Here is a 12,808-nt window from a genome sequence, read left to right as displayed (position 1 = left end):
TGGCGCCTATCCTTGCGCGCGGCACCATTGGGCCGGGTCGCTGGGGCGGCCCTGCTGGCGAATGGCGAAATACAGGGCCGGGGTGTCCTGGCCGCCGCTGGTGCCGACGGTGGCGATGGCTTCGCCGGCCTTGACCAGGTCGCCGGGGTCTTTCAGCAGGCTCTGGTTGTGCCCGTACAGGCTGAGATAGCCATTGCCATGGTCGAGAATGACCAGAAGCCCGGCGCCGCGCAACCAGTCGGCGAATACCACCCGCCCGCCATGCACCGCGCGCACCTGGCTGCCGGCGGCGGCGCCGATCAGCACGCCGTCCCATTTGGCCCGGGCGTCGCCTCCGCGGGGGGTTCCGTAGCGCGCCACCAGACGCCCGTCGACCGGCCAGGGCAGCTTGCCGCGGGCCTTGGCGAAGGGGCCGCCAAAGGCCGCGCCGGCGCTGACCAGCGGCCCGCTGGCGCCCCCCACAGCGGGGGCGCTCTGGCGCTCGCGGGCGGCGAGCAGGGCGCGCTGGCGTGCCTGCTCGGCCTCGCGGGCCTGGCGGGCGAGGGTCTCTTCGATGGTCTTCAGCACCCGGGCCAGCTGCTGCTGTTCCTGCTGGCGGGCCTTGAGCTTGCGGTCGCGGGCGGAGAATTCCCGGTTCAGCTTGGCCAGCACCTGACGCCGCTCCTGGCGTGCCTGGGCGAGCTGCTCGCGGCGGCTGTCGAGGGCGCTCTTGCGCTCCTGCAACAAGGCCTGCTGGCTGGCGATGTCCTGCTCGACGTTGTGCAGCTGGCGCAGGGTTTCGTTGAACAGCGCCAGCTGCTCCATGCGCGCTTCGCTGAGGTAGTCGTAATAGGTGAGGGTACGGGAGAACTGTTCCGGGTTCTGCTGGTTGAGCAGCAGCTTGAGGTACTCCTGGCGCCCGCCCTGGTAGGCGGCGCGGGCCTGGATGCCGATCAGCCGTTGCTGCTCAAGGCGCGCGCCCTGGAGTTTTTTTTTCTCACTGTCGAGGCGCTGGATTTCCTCTTCGCTCTGCCGCAGCTCCTGCTGCAGGCCCTTGACCTGCTGCTCCAGCTGGCCCATCTCGGTTTCGGTCTTCTGCAGGTCATTCTGGACCCCGGATCTCTCCTGCTGCAGCTGCTGCAGCAGTTTCTTCAGCTCGGCCACGTCGGCACGGGCGGCTTCCAGCTGCTTCTGGGCGTCGGCCTTGTCGTCGGCGAAGGCCGGGGCGAGCAGGCAGGACAGGAGAATCAGGACGAGGGCGCGAAACATGGGGATGGCGACACCGGGGGCGGGGAACGACCCTAGTATGCCCGTGGTCACGGGCAAAAAAAACGCCCCAGTCCGCAGGGAGTGGGGCGTCGACGTGCTTCGCGCGCTTACTGCAGGGCGATGATGCTGGTGCCGGACATTTCCGCCGGTTTCTCCAGGCCCATCAGGGCCAGCAGGGTCGGCGCCACGTCGGCCAGTACGCCGCCCTGGCGCAGGCTGACCGGGCGCTTGCCGACATAGATGAAGGGCACCGGCTCGCAGGTGTGGGCGGTGTGGGCCTGGCCGGTGCAGGCGTCCTCCATCTGCTCGACGTTGCCGTGGTCGGCGGTGATCAGCGCCTCGCCGCCGACCTTGTCCAGGGCCGCGACGATGCGCCCGACGCAGGCGTCCAGGCACTCCACCGCCTTGACCGCGGCGCTGAATACGCCGGTGTGGCCGACCATGTCGCCGTTGGCGTAGTTGACCACTATCAGGTCGTAGCGCTGCTGCTCGATGGCCTCGACGATGCGGTCGGTGACCTCGGGGGCGCTCATCTCCGGCTGCAGGTCGTAGGTGGCGACGTTCGGTGAAGGGATGAGGATGCGCTCCTCGCCCTCGAACGGCTCCTCGCGGCCGCCGGAGAAGAAGAAGGTGACGTGGGCGTATTTCTCGGTCTCGGCGATGCGCAGCTGGGTCTTGCCCTGCTTGGCCAGGTATTCGCCGAGCACGTTGGTCAGGGGCTCCGGCTTGAAGGCGCTGGGCGCCGGAATGCTCGCGGCGTACTGGGTGAGCATGACGAAGCCGGCGGTCTGCGGCACGCGCGGGCGCTGGAATTCGGCGAAGCCCGGCTCGACGAAGGCGCGGGTCAGCTCGCGGGCGCGGTCGGCGCGGAAGTTCATGAACACCACGGCGTCGCCGTCCTCGACCCGCACCGGCGCGCCGATGACCGTGGCCTTGACGAACTCGTCGCTCTCGCCGCGTTCGTAGGCGGCCTGCAGACCGGCGCTGGCGTCGTCGGCCTGGAACTGGCCCTGGCCGTCGACGATCAGCTGGTAGGCCTGCTCGACGCGGTCCCAGCGGTTATCGCGGTCCATGGCGAAGTAGCGGCCGATCAGGCTGGCGATGCGGCCCTTGCCCAGTTTGGCGAAGGTGGCGTCGAGCAGCTCGATGGACGACTGGGCGCTTTTGGGCGGGGTGTCGCGGCCGTCGAGGAAGGCGTGCAGGTAGATCCGCTCGGCGCCGCGGCGGGCCGCCAGCTCGGCCATGGCGGCGATGTGCTCCTGGTGGCTGTGCACGCCGCCGTCGGACAGCAGGCCGAGGATATGCACGGCCTTGCCGGCCTCCACCGCCCGGTCCACCGCGGCGCAGATCGCCGCATTCTTGAAGAATTCGCCGTCGCGAATGGCCTTGGTCACCCGGGTGAAGTCCTGGTACACCACGCGGCCGGCGCCGAGGTTCATGTGGCCCACCTCGGAGTTGCCCATCTGCCCGTCCGGCAGGCCGACGTCCATGCCGCTGCCGGAAATCAGGCCGTGGGGCTGGGTCGCGCGCAGGCGGTCGTAGACCGGCGTGGCGGCCGCGTGGATGGCGTTGTACTCGGGGGTGTCGCTGTGGCCGAAACCGTCGAGGATGATCAGGACCAGGGGTTTGGGCGTGGCGCTCATAAGGCTGGCTCGCTCTGCTGGGAAGGGGCGAAAAAAGGCCCGCCATTCTACGGCCAAGTGCCGTGGACGTCACCGCCGGGCGGGTTTTGGTCGGCCTGTGGGGCTGTGTATACTGGCCGGCATTTTACCGTCCCGGAACCGCACGATGCTTGCCAACCTGATTGAATTCGTCACTAACCACTATGTACTGAGCGGATCCTTCGTCGTCCTCCTGACGTTGCTGGTGTTCACCGAGCTGCTCAAGGGCGGCAAGAGCCTGAGCAGCCGCGAACTGACCGCGCTGCTCAACAGCGAACAGGGCCTGGTGCTGGATGTGCGCGCGCAGAAGGACTTTTCCGCCGGGCACATAGTCGGGGCGCTGCACATCCCCTACGAGAAGCTGGCCGCGCGCATCGCCGAGCTGGAGAAGCACAAGGCCAAGACCCTGATCGTGGTCGACGCCATGGGCCAGCAGGCCGGCACCGCCAGCCGCGAGCTGAAGAAGGCCGGTTTCAACGCGGCCAAGCTGGCCGGCGGGATCGCCAGCTGGCGTGGCGACAACCTGCCGCTGGTGAAGTGACATGGTGGCCGTGACCATCTACTCCAGCGACTGGTGCCCCTACTGCATCCGCGCCAAGCAGTTGTTGGCCAGCAAGGGTGTCGACTTCGAGGAGATCAAGGTCGACGGTCAGCCCGAGTTGCGCGCCGAGATGACCCGCAAGGCGCAGCGCACTTCGGTGCCGCAGATCTGGATCGGCGCGACCCATGTCGGTGGTTGCGACGAGCTCCATGCCCTGGAGCGTGCCGGCAAGCTGGACGCGCTGCTCAAGGCATGAGATCAATAGCCCCTTCCTAGTACCCCAACAACAAGGATTTGCCATGACTGAACAAGCCAGCAGTGACGCCGCCCAGGGCGAACAGAGCCCGCAGTTTTCCCTGCAGCGCATCTACATCCGTGACCTGTCCTTCGAGGCGCCGAAGAGTCCGGAAGTCTTCCGCCAGGAGTGGAAGCCGAGCGTTTCCCTGGACCTGAACACCCGTCAGAAGACCCTGGACGGCGACTTCCATGAGGTGGTGCTGACCCTCTCGGTGACGGTGAAGAATGGCGAGGAAACCGCCTTCATCGCCGAGGTGCAGCAGGCCGGTATCTTCCTGATCAAGGGCCTGGAGGCGGCGGCCATGAGCCACACCCTGGGGGCCTTCTGCCCGAACATCCTGTTCCCCTATGCGCGGGAAACCCTGGACAGCCTGGTGGTGCGCGGCTCCTTCCCGGCCCTGATGCTGGCGCCGGTGAACTTCGATGCGCTCTATGCCCAGGAGCTCAAGCGCATGCAGCAGAGCACCGAGCAGACCCCGGCCAACTGAGCCACGGCTTTCTCGCCAACAAAAAACGCCCTGCGGGGCGTTTTTTGTTGGCGGCGCGGCGACCGTCTTACAGGGCGAAACCCTGCTGGCGCCAGGCCTCGTAGACCGCCACGGCCACGGTGTTGGACAGGTTGAGGCTGCGGCAACCCTCGCGCATCGGCAGGCGCACCCGGCGTTCGGCGGGCAGGGCATCGCGGATCTCCGCCGGCAGGCCGCTGCTTTCCGGGCCGAACAGGAAGGCGTCGCCGGGTTGGTACTGCACCTCGTGGAAGGGCTGCGAACCCTTGGTGGTGAAGGCGAACAGGCGCGGCTGGCCGAGGCTCTGCAGGCAGCTGTCGAGGTCGCTATGGCGCTTGAGGGGGGCGTACTCGTGATAGTCCAGACCGGCGCGGCGCAGGCGTTTGTCGTCCAGTTCGAAGCCCAGGGGTTCGATCAGGTGCAGGTGGCAGCCGCTGTTGGCGCACAGCCTGATAATGTTGCCGGTATTCGGTGGGATTTCCGGTCGAAAGAGGATTACGTGAAACATGCGCGGCTCCGGGCCTGATGATGGTCGGCATTCTACCTCCGATAGCGGCGAGCGGCCGCGCCCCTGGCTGCGGGTGTTCGCCTCGCTGGCGCTGTTCGGTTTCCTCATCGGCATGATGATCGGTCGCCTGCTGCAGCCGGCCGAACTGCGCCTGCAGGAGGTGGAGCTGGTCGGGCAGGGCCTGCACCTGTGGTTCAACGAGGCGCCCAAGGTCCGCGCCAGGCACATCGCCGGTACCTACGTGCTGCGGGTGGAGACCCTGGGGCGCGAGCAGCAGGGTCAGCTGCGGCTGCAGGGTAGGGCGGTGAACTGGCGCTTGCAGCGGGAGCAACGCGAGCTGGTGTTGCGGCTGGTGGCGGCCCGTCCCCTGCGCGGCGAGTGGCACGCCGAGGAGGTGGACGGGCGCTGGCGGCTGAGGGTCAGCCTGGCGGAGCAATAAAAGCGGGGAGTCCCCGGCCTGCCTGTACCAAGGTCCCCGAAACTGGGAGTGCCTGAGTCTATGCAGCTGCTATGCCAGTTTTGTTACGTCGACCTCGGGGTCGCGGGAATGGTGGGTTTCGGCCCTGCCGCAGGCGGTTGCCGGGGGATCTGGCGGAGCGTTCCTGTACCGTGGCGGTGCAGTGCGGGGCGGTCGGGCGCCGAGAAGGCGCATGCCGAGGGCCAAGAAAAAGCGGGCACCGGGCCCGCTTTGTTACTGTGTCGCATGAAGACGGCTCAGTGGTCGTCGCCGTCATCCTCGTCGCCGCCGTCGACCTTCATGCCCAGTTCCTTGATCTTGCGGGTCAGGGTGTTGCGCCCCCAGCCCAGCAGCACGGCGGCGTCGCGGCGGCGGCCGGCGGTGTGCTTGAGGGCGGTCTCGATCATGATCCGCTCGAAGGCCGGCACGGCGCTGTCGAGCAGGCTGGACTGGCCGCGCGTCAGGGCCTGGTCGGCCCACTGGCGCAGGCCCTGTTCCCAGCTGCTCACCGGCATGCTGTCCTGGGGTTGGGCCAGTAGCTCCGGCGGCAGGTCGTCGATATGTACCTCGCGGCCGGAGGCCATGACGGTGATCCAGCGGCAGGTGTTCTCCAGCTGGCGCACGTTGCCCGGCCAGGGCAGGTGCTGCAGATAGTCCTCGGTCTCGCTCTTCAGCAGCTTGGGCTCCACCGCCAGCTCCAGGGCGGCGCGGCTGAGGAAGTGGCGGGCCAGGGTGGGGATGTCCTCGCGGCGGTCGGCCAGGCGCGGGATATGGATGCGGATGACGTTGAGGCGGTGGAACAGGTCCTCGCGGAACTTGCCGGCCTGCACCAGGTTTTCCAGGTCCTGGTGGGTGGCGGCGATGATGCGCACATCGACCTTGACCGGGGTGTGGCCGCCGACCCGGTAGAACTCGCCGTCGGCCAGCACGCGCAGCAGGCGGGTCTGGGTGTCGGCCGGCATGTCGCCGATCTCGTCGAGGAACAGGGTGCCGCCGTCGGCCTGCTCGAAGCGACCGCGGCGCAGGTTGGCGGCGCCGGTGAAGGCGCCTTTCTCGTGGCCGAACAGCTCCGATTCCATCAGGTCCTTGGGGATTGCCGCCATGTTCAGCGCGATGAACGGCGAGGCGGCGCGCGGGCTGTGGCGGTGCAGGGCATGGGCGACCAGCTCCTTGCCGGTGCCGGACTCGCCGTTGATCAGTACGGTGATGTTGGAGTGCGAGAGGCGGCCGATGGCGCGGAACACCTCCTGCATGGCCGGGGCTTCGCCGATGATCTCCGGGGTGCGTGGCTGCTCCACCGGCGCCGCCAGGCTCTGCTGCTCCTGGGCGTGCTGGAAGGCACGCTTGACCAGGGACACCGCCTCGTCGACGTCGAAGGGCTTGGGCAGGTATTCGAAGGCGCCGCCCTGGTAGGAGGCCACCGCGCTGTCCAGGTCGGAGTGGGCGGTCATGATGATCACCGGCAGGCGTGGGTGCAGCTCGCGAATCCGCGCCAGCAGGTCCAGGCCGCTGGCCCCGGGCATGCGGATGTCGGAGATGATCACGTCCGGCTGTTCGCGGCTGAGGCGGCCGAGCACGCCGTCGGCGCTGTCGAAGCTCTGGGTGGTCATGCCTTCCTGCTGCAGGGCCTTCTCCAGGACCCAGCGGATGGAGCGGTCGTCGTCGACGATCCAGACGGTTTCACTTCGGCTCATGCAGCAGATGCTCCTTGTTCCAGCGGCAGGAAGATCGAGAACAGGGTATGCCCGGGATGGCTCTCGCACTCGATCAGGCCCTGGTGCTGACTGATGATGTTCTGGGTGATGGCCAGGCCCAGGCCGGTGCCTTCGGCGCGGCCGCTGACCATGGGGTAGAAGATGGTCTCCTGCAGCTCCTGGGGGATGCCGGGGCCGTTGTCGATGATCTCGATGCGCGCCACCAGGCGGTGGCGGGTGTGGCCGATGGTGAACTGGCGCAGGGTGCGGGTGCGCAGGGTGATGCGCCCCAGGCCCAGGTCGTGCTTCTGCGTGGCGATGGCCTGCATGGCGTTGCGCACTATGTTGAGCACGGCCTGGATCATCTGCTCACGATCGATCAGCAGGTCGGGGATGCTCGGGTCGTAGTCGCGCACCAGAATGATGCCGCCCTGGCTCTCCGCCTCGACCAGGCTGGCGACCCGCTCCAGCACCTCGTGCACGTTGGTCGGCGTCAGCGACGGCAGCTTGTTCGAGCCGAGCATGCGATCGACCAGGTTACGCAGGCGGTCGGCCTCCTCGATGATCACGTCGGTGTAGTCCTTGAGGTCCGGGGCCGGCAGCTCGCGGGCCAGCAGCTGGGCGGCGCCGCGGATGCCGCCCAGGGGGTTCTTGATCTCGTGGGCCAGGCCGCGCACCAAGAGCTTGGTGGTCTCCTGCTTGGACAGCTGCGCCTCCTCCTTGGTGATCTTCAGCATGCGGTCGCGGGGGTGGACCTCCAGCAGCAGCAGGGTCGCGCCGCGGCTGAGGATGGGGGTCACCGCATAGTCGACGGTCAGGGTCTGGCCGGTCACCGAGGTCAGCACCGCCTCGCGCTTGTTGAACGGGTGGGCCTGCTCGACCGCCTGGCGCAGCGCGCTCAGGGCCTCGGCCGACTCGGTGAACAGCTCGCTGATGAACTGCCCGTGGCTGCGCTGGCCGCTGACGGCCAGGAGCATTTCCGCCGCCGGATTCATGTACTCCAGGCGCAGTTCGCCGTTGAGCAGCAGGGTCGCGGTGGTCAGGTTGTCGAGCAGCAGGCGGTGCAGGGCGTCGTTGATAGTCATAGGCGAGGGCTTTCTGGCAATGGGCTGGAAAATGCAAGAAGCAAACCAAAGCCCCGAAAAGACGCGTGAAACGCGCACGATCGGCGCCGGCGGCTGTGCATCGGCGCAGGGCGGGCGGCGTGGGCGAACCAAAACAGGGAGAGTATAGAAAGGCGGGGCACTCTGTTGCACCAGGTTGGTGCGTGAGCGGCAAGCGCTTAGATGAAGGGGACCAGGGGGATGTCCTTCTTCTCGGCAGGCTTGTCCTTGAGCGGGCATTCCGGGCGCACGCCGTAATCGCCCTTCTGGCAGGGCTTGATCCTGCGCTTCTGCGCCAGGGAGATGCGCTGCATGTGGAAGGGCTGGCTGGGGGTGCGTTCGAGGGTGCGACCATCGGCGTCGATGATTTCGACGGCCAGCTGGTGGGTGCCGCGATCGATGTTCTCCAGGGGGAACACCGGGCTGCGGCTGGGCTCGCCCAGGGCCTGGCCGTCCAGCAGCAGGCGATAGCTGTGGCCCTGGAGCAGGGCCGGGTCGCTGCTGGCGGTGACGATCAGGTTACCGGCGCCGTCGCGCACGGTCGCATCGGGCTCCGGCACCAGGATGCGCAACAGCTGGTAGGCCGGTGCCTGCGGCGTGCCGGGGGCGACCGCAGGCGGTGCCGGACGGGGAGGCGCGGGCATGCCGTTGGCCGGCGCCAGCTGGATGCGCTGGGCGTTGCCGGGCTTGGGCCGGTCGGTGAAGACCCGGTTGCCCTCGGCATCGATGTAGGTATAGACCTCGGCGTGCAGCGGCAGACACAGCAGGGCCAGGCAGAGCAGGGCGATGCGCATGGTCAGGGGGCCGGAGTCGGTGGCGGAGGTGGCGGGCGCAGGGCCGGGCTGCTGGTGTTGACTCGTTGCACGGTGAAGGTGACGGTCGGGCTCTGCTGGATCGCCTGCTCGCCACTGAGCACCTCGACCGCCAGGCTGTGCTCGCCGCGGTCGACATTGGTCAGCTGCAGGCGCGGCGTGCGGCTGGGTTGGCCGTAGGGCTGGCCGTCCAGCAGCAGGCGCAGACGATGCGCGGCGGCGAGGCGCGGCGCTATCGACACCCCGACGCTGAAGGTGCCGTTGTTGGCGCGCAATGCCTCGTCGTCGGGCAGGCCGGTCAGGCGCAGTGTGCGGTAGGGCGGTGCCGACGCGGTCGTGCCGCCGGCACTGGCGGCGGGTGCGCTCGGAGCCTGCATCTCCACGGTATTGGTCGGCGGCAGCTCGATGCTCTGCGCGGCGCTGCCGTCCGGCGGCTGGTTGGTGAACACCGTATTGCCGTTGGCGTCGGTGTACTTGTAGATCTGTGCGCTGGCCGGCAGGGTCAGGACCAGCAGCAGGCAGGCGAGCATGAGGCGCATGGCCAATCTCCCGGGTGTCGTGCCGCTAAGCGTTGCACCGGTGCGCCGTGCTGGCAAGCCCGAGGCCTTCGCGCTGTGATTGCCGCCCACAAAAAAGGCCCCGCCGGCTGAAGCCGGACGGGGCCTTGGGCGTCACGCCGCCGGGGCGGCGCGCAGCGGGGTTAGACGCTGTAGTACAGGTCGTATTCCAGCGGGTGCACGAAGGTGCGCACCTTGATCTCTTCTTCGCTCTTCAGCTCGATGTAGGCATCGATGAAGTCGTCGGAGAACACGCCGCCCTTGGTCAGGAACGCGCGGCCCTTGTCCAGCTCTTCCAGGGCTTCCTTCAGGCTGCCGCACACCTGCGGGATCAGCTTGCCTTCTTCCGGCGGCAGGTCGTACAGGTTCTTGTCGGCCGCATCGCCAGGGTGGATCTTGTTCTGGATACCGTCCAGGCCGGCCATCAGCAGGGCGGCGAAGCACAGGTAGGGGTTGGCAGCCGGGTCCGGGAAGCGCGCTTCGATGCGGCGGGCCTTCGGGCTCGACACATAGGGGATGCGGATCGAGGCGGAGCGGTTGCGCGCCGAGTAGGCCAGCATGACCGGGGCCTCGAAGCCCGGGACCAGACGCTTGTAGGAGTTGGTCGACGGGTTGGTGAAGCCGTTCAGCGCCTTGCCGTGCTTGATGATGCCGCCGATGAAGTACAGGGCGGTGTCGGACAGGCCGGCATAGCCTTCGCCGGAGAAGGTGTTCTTACCATCTTTGGAGATGGACATGTGCACGTGCATACCCGAGCCGTTGTCGCCGTACAGGGGCTTGGGCATGAAGGTGGCGGTCTTGCCGTAGGCGTCGGCGACGTTGTGCACGCAGTACTTCAGGGTCTGAACTTCGTCGGCCTTGGCGACCAGGGTGTTGAACTTCACGCCGATTTCGTTCTGGCCGGCAGTGGCCACTTCGTGGTGGTGCACTTCGACGACCAGGCCCATTTCTTCCATGGCATTACACATGGCAGTACGGATTTCGTGGTCGTGGTCGCACGGCGGAACCGGGAAGTAACCGCCCTTGACGGCCGGGCGGTGGCCCTTGTTACCACCTTCGACGTCCTGATCGGTCATCCACGAGCCCTGCTCGGAGTAGATCTTGAACATCGAGCCGGAGATGTCGGACTTGAACTTCACTTCGTCGAAGATGAAGAACTCGGGCTCCGGGCCGACGAACACGGTGTCGCCGATGCCGGTGGTCTTGAGGAACTCTTCGGCGCGCTTGGCGATGGAGCGTGGGTCGCGGTCGTAGCCCTGCATGGTGCTCGGCTCGACGATGTCGCAGACGATGATCAGGGTCGGCTCTTCGGTGAAGGGGTCCAGTACGGCGGTCTCGTCGACCGGCATCAGGATCATGTCGGAGGCTTCGATGCCTTTCCAGCCGTGGATGGAGGAGCCGTCGAACATCTTGCCGTGTTCGAAGAAGTCTTCGTCCAGGGCGTCGCGCGCCGGCATGGTGACGTGGTGCTGCTTGCCCTTGGTGTCGGTGAAGCGCAGGTCAACCCACTTCACGTCGTGTTCTTTAATCAGTTGAATCGACTTCGACATGCTGTCCTCCAGGTGGATAAGGCTCGTTTCGGTGAGCCCTCGATAGTTCGGTGAAGCCCGGCGCGATAGTCGGCCAGGACAACCTGCCTCACAAGGGAGCAAATTGCATGCCAGTGCCCCGGAATGGGCTGGAAGGCTGAAACTCAGTGCTGGCGGGGGCTGCGCGGCAAGCTGGAGGGTATTTTTGCACCATTTTGATGCTGTCTATTTTGCGATGGCACCAAAATAGTGCGCCGCGAGACCCGTGCGGGTTTTTTGATCAAAGTCTGAGCAATTTCCGCTATAATCCGCGCCCCTGTTTTTTCGGCCTCCTCGGCGCGCGCTGCCTTCATGAAATTGATCGTTAAAGTCTTCCCGGAAATCACCATCAAGAGCCGGCCGGTGCGCAAGCATTTCATCCGCCAGCTGGCCAAGAACATTCGCCTGGTGCTGCGCGATCTCGACCCGCAGCTGGTGGTCAATGGCGTCTGGGACAACCTGGAAGTGGAGACCGCGGTCACCGAGGCGAAGGCGCTGCAGGAGATGATCGAGCGGCTGCGCTGCACCCCGGGGTTGATCCATTTCCTGGAAGTGCACGAGTACCCCCTGGGTGATCTCGACGACGTGCTGGACAAGTGCAAGCTGCACTTCGCCGACCAGTTGCCGGGCAAGATCTTCGCCGTGCGCTGCAAGCGCGGCGGCAAACACAGCTTCACCTCCATGGACGTCGAGCGCCATGTCGGCAGCCAGTTGCGCCAGCAGTGCGGCGCCGCCGGCATCGACCTGAAACAGCCCGAGGTCGAGGTGCGCATGGAGATCCGCGACCAGCGCCTGTTCATCGTCCACCGCCAGCACAACGGCATCGGCGGCTACCCGCTGGGCTCGCTGGAGCAGACCCTGGTGCTGATGTCCGGCGGCTTCGATTCCACGGTGGCCGCCTACCAGATGATGCGCCGCGGCCTGCTCAGCCATTTCTGCTTCTTCAACCTCGGCGGCCGGGCCCACGAACTGGGGGTGATGGAAGTCGCCCACTACCTGTGGCAGCGCTTCGGTCGTTCCCATCGCGTGCTGTTCATCAGCGTGCCGTTCGAGGAGGTGCTCGGCGAGATCCTCGGCAAGGTCGACAACAGCCAGATGGGCGTGATCTTGAAGCGCATGATGCTGCGTGCCGCCAGCCGCATGGCCGAGCGCCTGCAGATCGACGCCCTGGTCACCGGCGAGGCGATTTCCCAGGTCTCCAGCCAGACCCTGCCCAATCTCACGGTGATCGACTCGGCCATCGACAAGCTGGTGCTGCGCCCGCTGATCGCCAGCCACAAGCAGGACATCATCGACACCGCCTATGCCATCGGCACCGCCGAGTTCGCCAAGCACATGCCGGAATACTGCGGGGTGATCTCGGTCAACCCGACCACCAAGGCCAAGCCGGCGCGCATCGAGTACGAGGAGAGCCAGTTCGACATGGCCATCCTCGAGCGCGCCCTGGAGCGCGCCACCCTGCTGCCGATCGACAAGGTGATCGACGAGCTGGGCAAGGACGTGCAAGTCGAGGAAGTCGGCGAGGCCCTGGCCGGCCACGTGGTGATCGACATCCGCCACCCCGATGCCGTCGAGGACGAGCCGCTGGAGCTGCCCGGCATCGAGGTGCAGGCGCTGCCTTTCTACGCCCTGAACAGCAAGTTCAAGGAGCTGGATGAGGCGCGCCAATACCTGCTGTATTGCGACAAGGGGGTGATGAGCCGCCTGCATGCCCACCACCTGTTGAGCGAGGGGCATGCCAATGTGCGCGTTTATCGTCCGACATAAGACCCCCGGGCTGAATGGCGGCAGCATCCGCCATCGCCCCCCCGACCGTCGGCCGCGCCGACACCCTGTTTGTTCATACTCGCCGCCCA

General features: G+C 66.7%; 13 protein-coding genes. 5 read left to right on the top strand and 8 right to left on the bottom strand.

The genetic code is table 11. From position 1 onward, the window contains the following. Nucleotides 1-6: 6 nt before the first annotated feature. Together ACSX1C_RS13695 and gpmI are read right to left on the bottom strand one after the other, a co-directional pair. Nucleotides 7-1,248 carry a murein hydrolase activator EnvC family protein gene (locus ACSX1C_RS13695; protein ID WP_439886580.1) on the bottom strand — a complete coding sequence of 414 codons (1,242 nt, stop codon included), beginning with the start codon at nucleotides 1,246-1,248 and terminating at the stop codon, nucleotides 7-9. Nucleotides 1,249-1,355: 107 nt separating this feature from the next. Continuing rightward, nucleotides 1,356-2,891 carry a 2,3-bisphosphoglycerate-independent phosphoglycerate mutase gene (gene gpmI / locus ACSX1C_RS13690; RefSeq protein WP_439886579.1) on the bottom strand — a complete coding sequence of 512 codons (1,536 nt, stop codon included), beginning with the start codon at nucleotides 2,889-2,891 and terminating at the stop codon, nucleotides 1,356-1,358. A 145-nt stretch (nucleotides 2,892-3,036) separates the two neighbouring features. Between gpmI and ACSX1C_RS13685 the strand changes: the two genes are divergently transcribed. Genes ACSX1C_RS13685 through secB form a run of 3 tightly spaced genes read left to right on the top strand, consistent with a single transcriptional unit; the run spans nucleotide 3,037 to nucleotide 4,235 of the window. Further along, nucleotides 3,037-3,450: a rhodanese-like domain-containing protein gene (locus ACSX1C_RS13685; protein ID WP_439886578.1), complete on the top strand. Its 414-nt coding sequence runs from the start codon at nucleotides 3,037-3,039 to the stop codon at nucleotides 3,448-3,450. A 1-nt stretch (nucleotide 3,451) separates the two neighbouring features. Next, on the top strand, nucleotides 3,452-3,706 hold the full coding sequence (gene grxC, locus ACSX1C_RS13680; protein WP_439886577.1) for a glutaredoxin 3: 255 nt from the start codon (nucleotides 3,452-3,454) through the stop codon (nucleotides 3,704-3,706). A gap of 43 nt (nucleotides 3,707-3,749) precedes the next feature. Then, a complete protein-coding gene (secB, locus tag ACSX1C_RS13675) occupies nucleotides 3,750-4,235 on the top strand; it encodes a protein-export chaperone SecB (protein ID WP_439886576.1) in 486 nt (161 codons plus the stop codon). Nucleotides 4,236-4,302: 67 nt separating this feature from the next. Here the strand turns inward: secB and trmL are convergent, their stop codons facing one another. Further along, nucleotides 4,303-4,761 carry a tRNA (uridine(34)/cytosine(34)/5-carboxymethylaminomethyluridine(34)-2'-O)-methyltransferase TrmL gene (trmL, locus tag ACSX1C_RS13670; protein WP_439886575.1) on the bottom strand — a complete coding sequence of 153 codons (459 nt, stop codon included), beginning with the start codon at nucleotides 4,759-4,761 and terminating at the stop codon, nucleotides 4,303-4,305. Here trmL and ACSX1C_RS13665 point away from each other — a divergent pair. After that, nucleotides 4,760-5,200: a hypothetical protein gene (locus ACSX1C_RS13665; protein WP_439886574.1), complete on the top strand. Its 441-nt coding sequence runs from the start codon at nucleotides 4,760-4,762 to the stop codon at nucleotides 5,198-5,200. The genes trmL and ACSX1C_RS13665 overlap by 2 nt on opposite strands. A gap of 275 nt (nucleotides 5,201-5,475) precedes the next feature. Here the strand turns inward: ACSX1C_RS13665 and ntrC are convergent, their stop codons facing one another. From ntrC to glnA, 5 genes are all read right to left on the bottom strand, one after another. After that, nucleotides 5,476-6,912 (bottom strand): nitrogen regulation protein NR(I), encoded by a 1,437-nt coding sequence (gene ntrC / locus ACSX1C_RS13660; RefSeq protein ID WP_318644713.1) that lies wholly within the window; start codon nucleotides 6,910-6,912, stop codon nucleotides 5,476-5,478. Then, nucleotides 6,909-7,997 carry a nitrogen regulation protein NR(II) gene (glnL, locus tag ACSX1C_RS13655; protein WP_439886573.1) on the bottom strand — a complete coding sequence of 363 codons (1,089 nt, stop codon included), beginning with the start codon at nucleotides 7,995-7,997 and terminating at the stop codon, nucleotides 6,909-6,911. Before glnL ends, ntrC begins: the two co-directional genes overlap by 4 nt. Nucleotides 7,998-8,194: 197 nt before the next feature. Further along, the gene (locus ACSX1C_RS13650; RefSeq protein ID WP_439886572.1) at nucleotides 8,195-8,809 is read right to left on the bottom strand and encodes a DUF4124 domain-containing protein; all 615 of its coding nucleotides are present in this window, start codon (nucleotides 8,807-8,809) and stop codon (nucleotides 8,195-8,197) included. Nucleotides 8,810-8,811: 2 nt separating this feature from the next. Then, nucleotides 8,812-9,366, bottom strand: coding sequence for a DUF4124 domain-containing protein (locus tag ACSX1C_RS13645; protein ID WP_439886571.1), 555 nt, complete (start codon nucleotides 9,364-9,366; stop codon nucleotides 8,812-8,814). Between the two features lie 161 nt (nucleotides 9,367-9,527). Beyond that, nucleotides 9,528-10,934, bottom strand: a complete 1,407-nt coding sequence (glnA, locus tag ACSX1C_RS13640; RefSeq protein WP_213639661.1) for a glutamate--ammonia ligase — start codon at nucleotides 10,932-10,934, stop codon at nucleotides 9,528-9,530. Between the two features lie 330 nt (nucleotides 10,935-11,264). On the opposite strand from glnA, the gene thiI reads away from it, so the two are divergent. Continuing rightward, on the top strand, nucleotides 11,265-12,719 hold the full coding sequence (gene thiI / locus ACSX1C_RS13635; RefSeq protein ID WP_439886570.1) for a tRNA uracil 4-sulfurtransferase ThiI: 1,455 nt from the start codon (nucleotides 11,265-11,267) through the stop codon (nucleotides 12,717-12,719). The last annotated feature ends 89 nt before the right edge of the window (nucleotides 12,720-12,808 follow it).

Origin of the sequence: Pseudomonas sp. MBLB4123, from assembly GCF_051904775.1 — a bacterium.
Lineage (GTDB): Bacteria > Pseudomonadota > Gammaproteobacteria > Pseudomonadales > Pseudomonadaceae > Aquipseudomonas > Aquipseudomonas benzenivorans_B.
The sequence above is the reverse complement of the archived record's forward strand: the minus strand, read 5'-3'. Positions and strand labels throughout refer to the sequence as shown.

Coding starts and splice junctions, on each gene's coding strand:
- ACSX1C_RS13695 (WP_439886580.1), bottom strand. CDS start 1,248: ATGTTTCGCGCCCTCGTCCTGATTCTCCTGTCCTGCCTGCTCGCCCCG.
- gpmI (WP_439886579.1), bottom strand. CDS start 2,891: ATGAGCGCCACGCCCAAACCCCTGGTCCTGATCATCCTCGACGGTTTC.
- ACSX1C_RS13685 (WP_439886578.1), top strand. CDS start 3,037: ATGCTTGCCAACCTGATTGAATTCGTCACTAACCACTATGTACTGAGC.
- grxC (WP_439886577.1), top strand. CDS start 3,452: ATGGTGGCCGTGACCATCTACTCCAGCGACTGGTGCCCCTACTGCATC.
- secB (WP_439886576.1), top strand. CDS start 3,750: ATGACTGAACAAGCCAGCAGTGACGCCGCCCAGGGCGAACAGAGCCCG.
- ACSX1C_RS13665 (WP_439886574.1), top strand. CDS start 4,760: ATGCGCGGCTCCGGGCCTGATGATGGTCGGCATTCTACCTCCGATAGC.
- trmL (WP_439886575.1), bottom strand. CDS start 4,761: ATGTTTCACGTAATCCTCTTTCGACCGGAAATCCCACCGAATACCGGC.
- ntrC (WP_318644713.1), bottom strand. CDS start 6,912: ATGAGCCGAAGTGAAACCGTCTGGATCGTCGACGACGACCGCTCCATC.
- glnL (WP_439886573.1), bottom strand. CDS start 7,997: ATGACTATCAACGACGCCCTGCACCGCCTGCTGCTCGACAACCTGACC.
- ACSX1C_RS13650 (WP_439886572.1), bottom strand. CDS start 8,809: ATGCGCATCGCCCTGCTCTGCCTGGCCCTGCTGTGTCTGCCGCTGCAC.
- ACSX1C_RS13645 (WP_439886571.1), bottom strand. CDS start 9,366: ATGCGCCTCATGCTCGCCTGCCTGCTGCTGGTCCTGACCCTGCCGGCC.
- glnA (WP_213639661.1), bottom strand. CDS start 10,934: ATGTCGAAGTCGATTCAACTGATTAAAGAACACGACGTGAAGTGGGTT.
- thiI (WP_439886570.1), top strand. CDS start 11,265: ATGAAATTGATCGTTAAAGTCTTCCCGGAAATCACCATCAAGAGCCGG.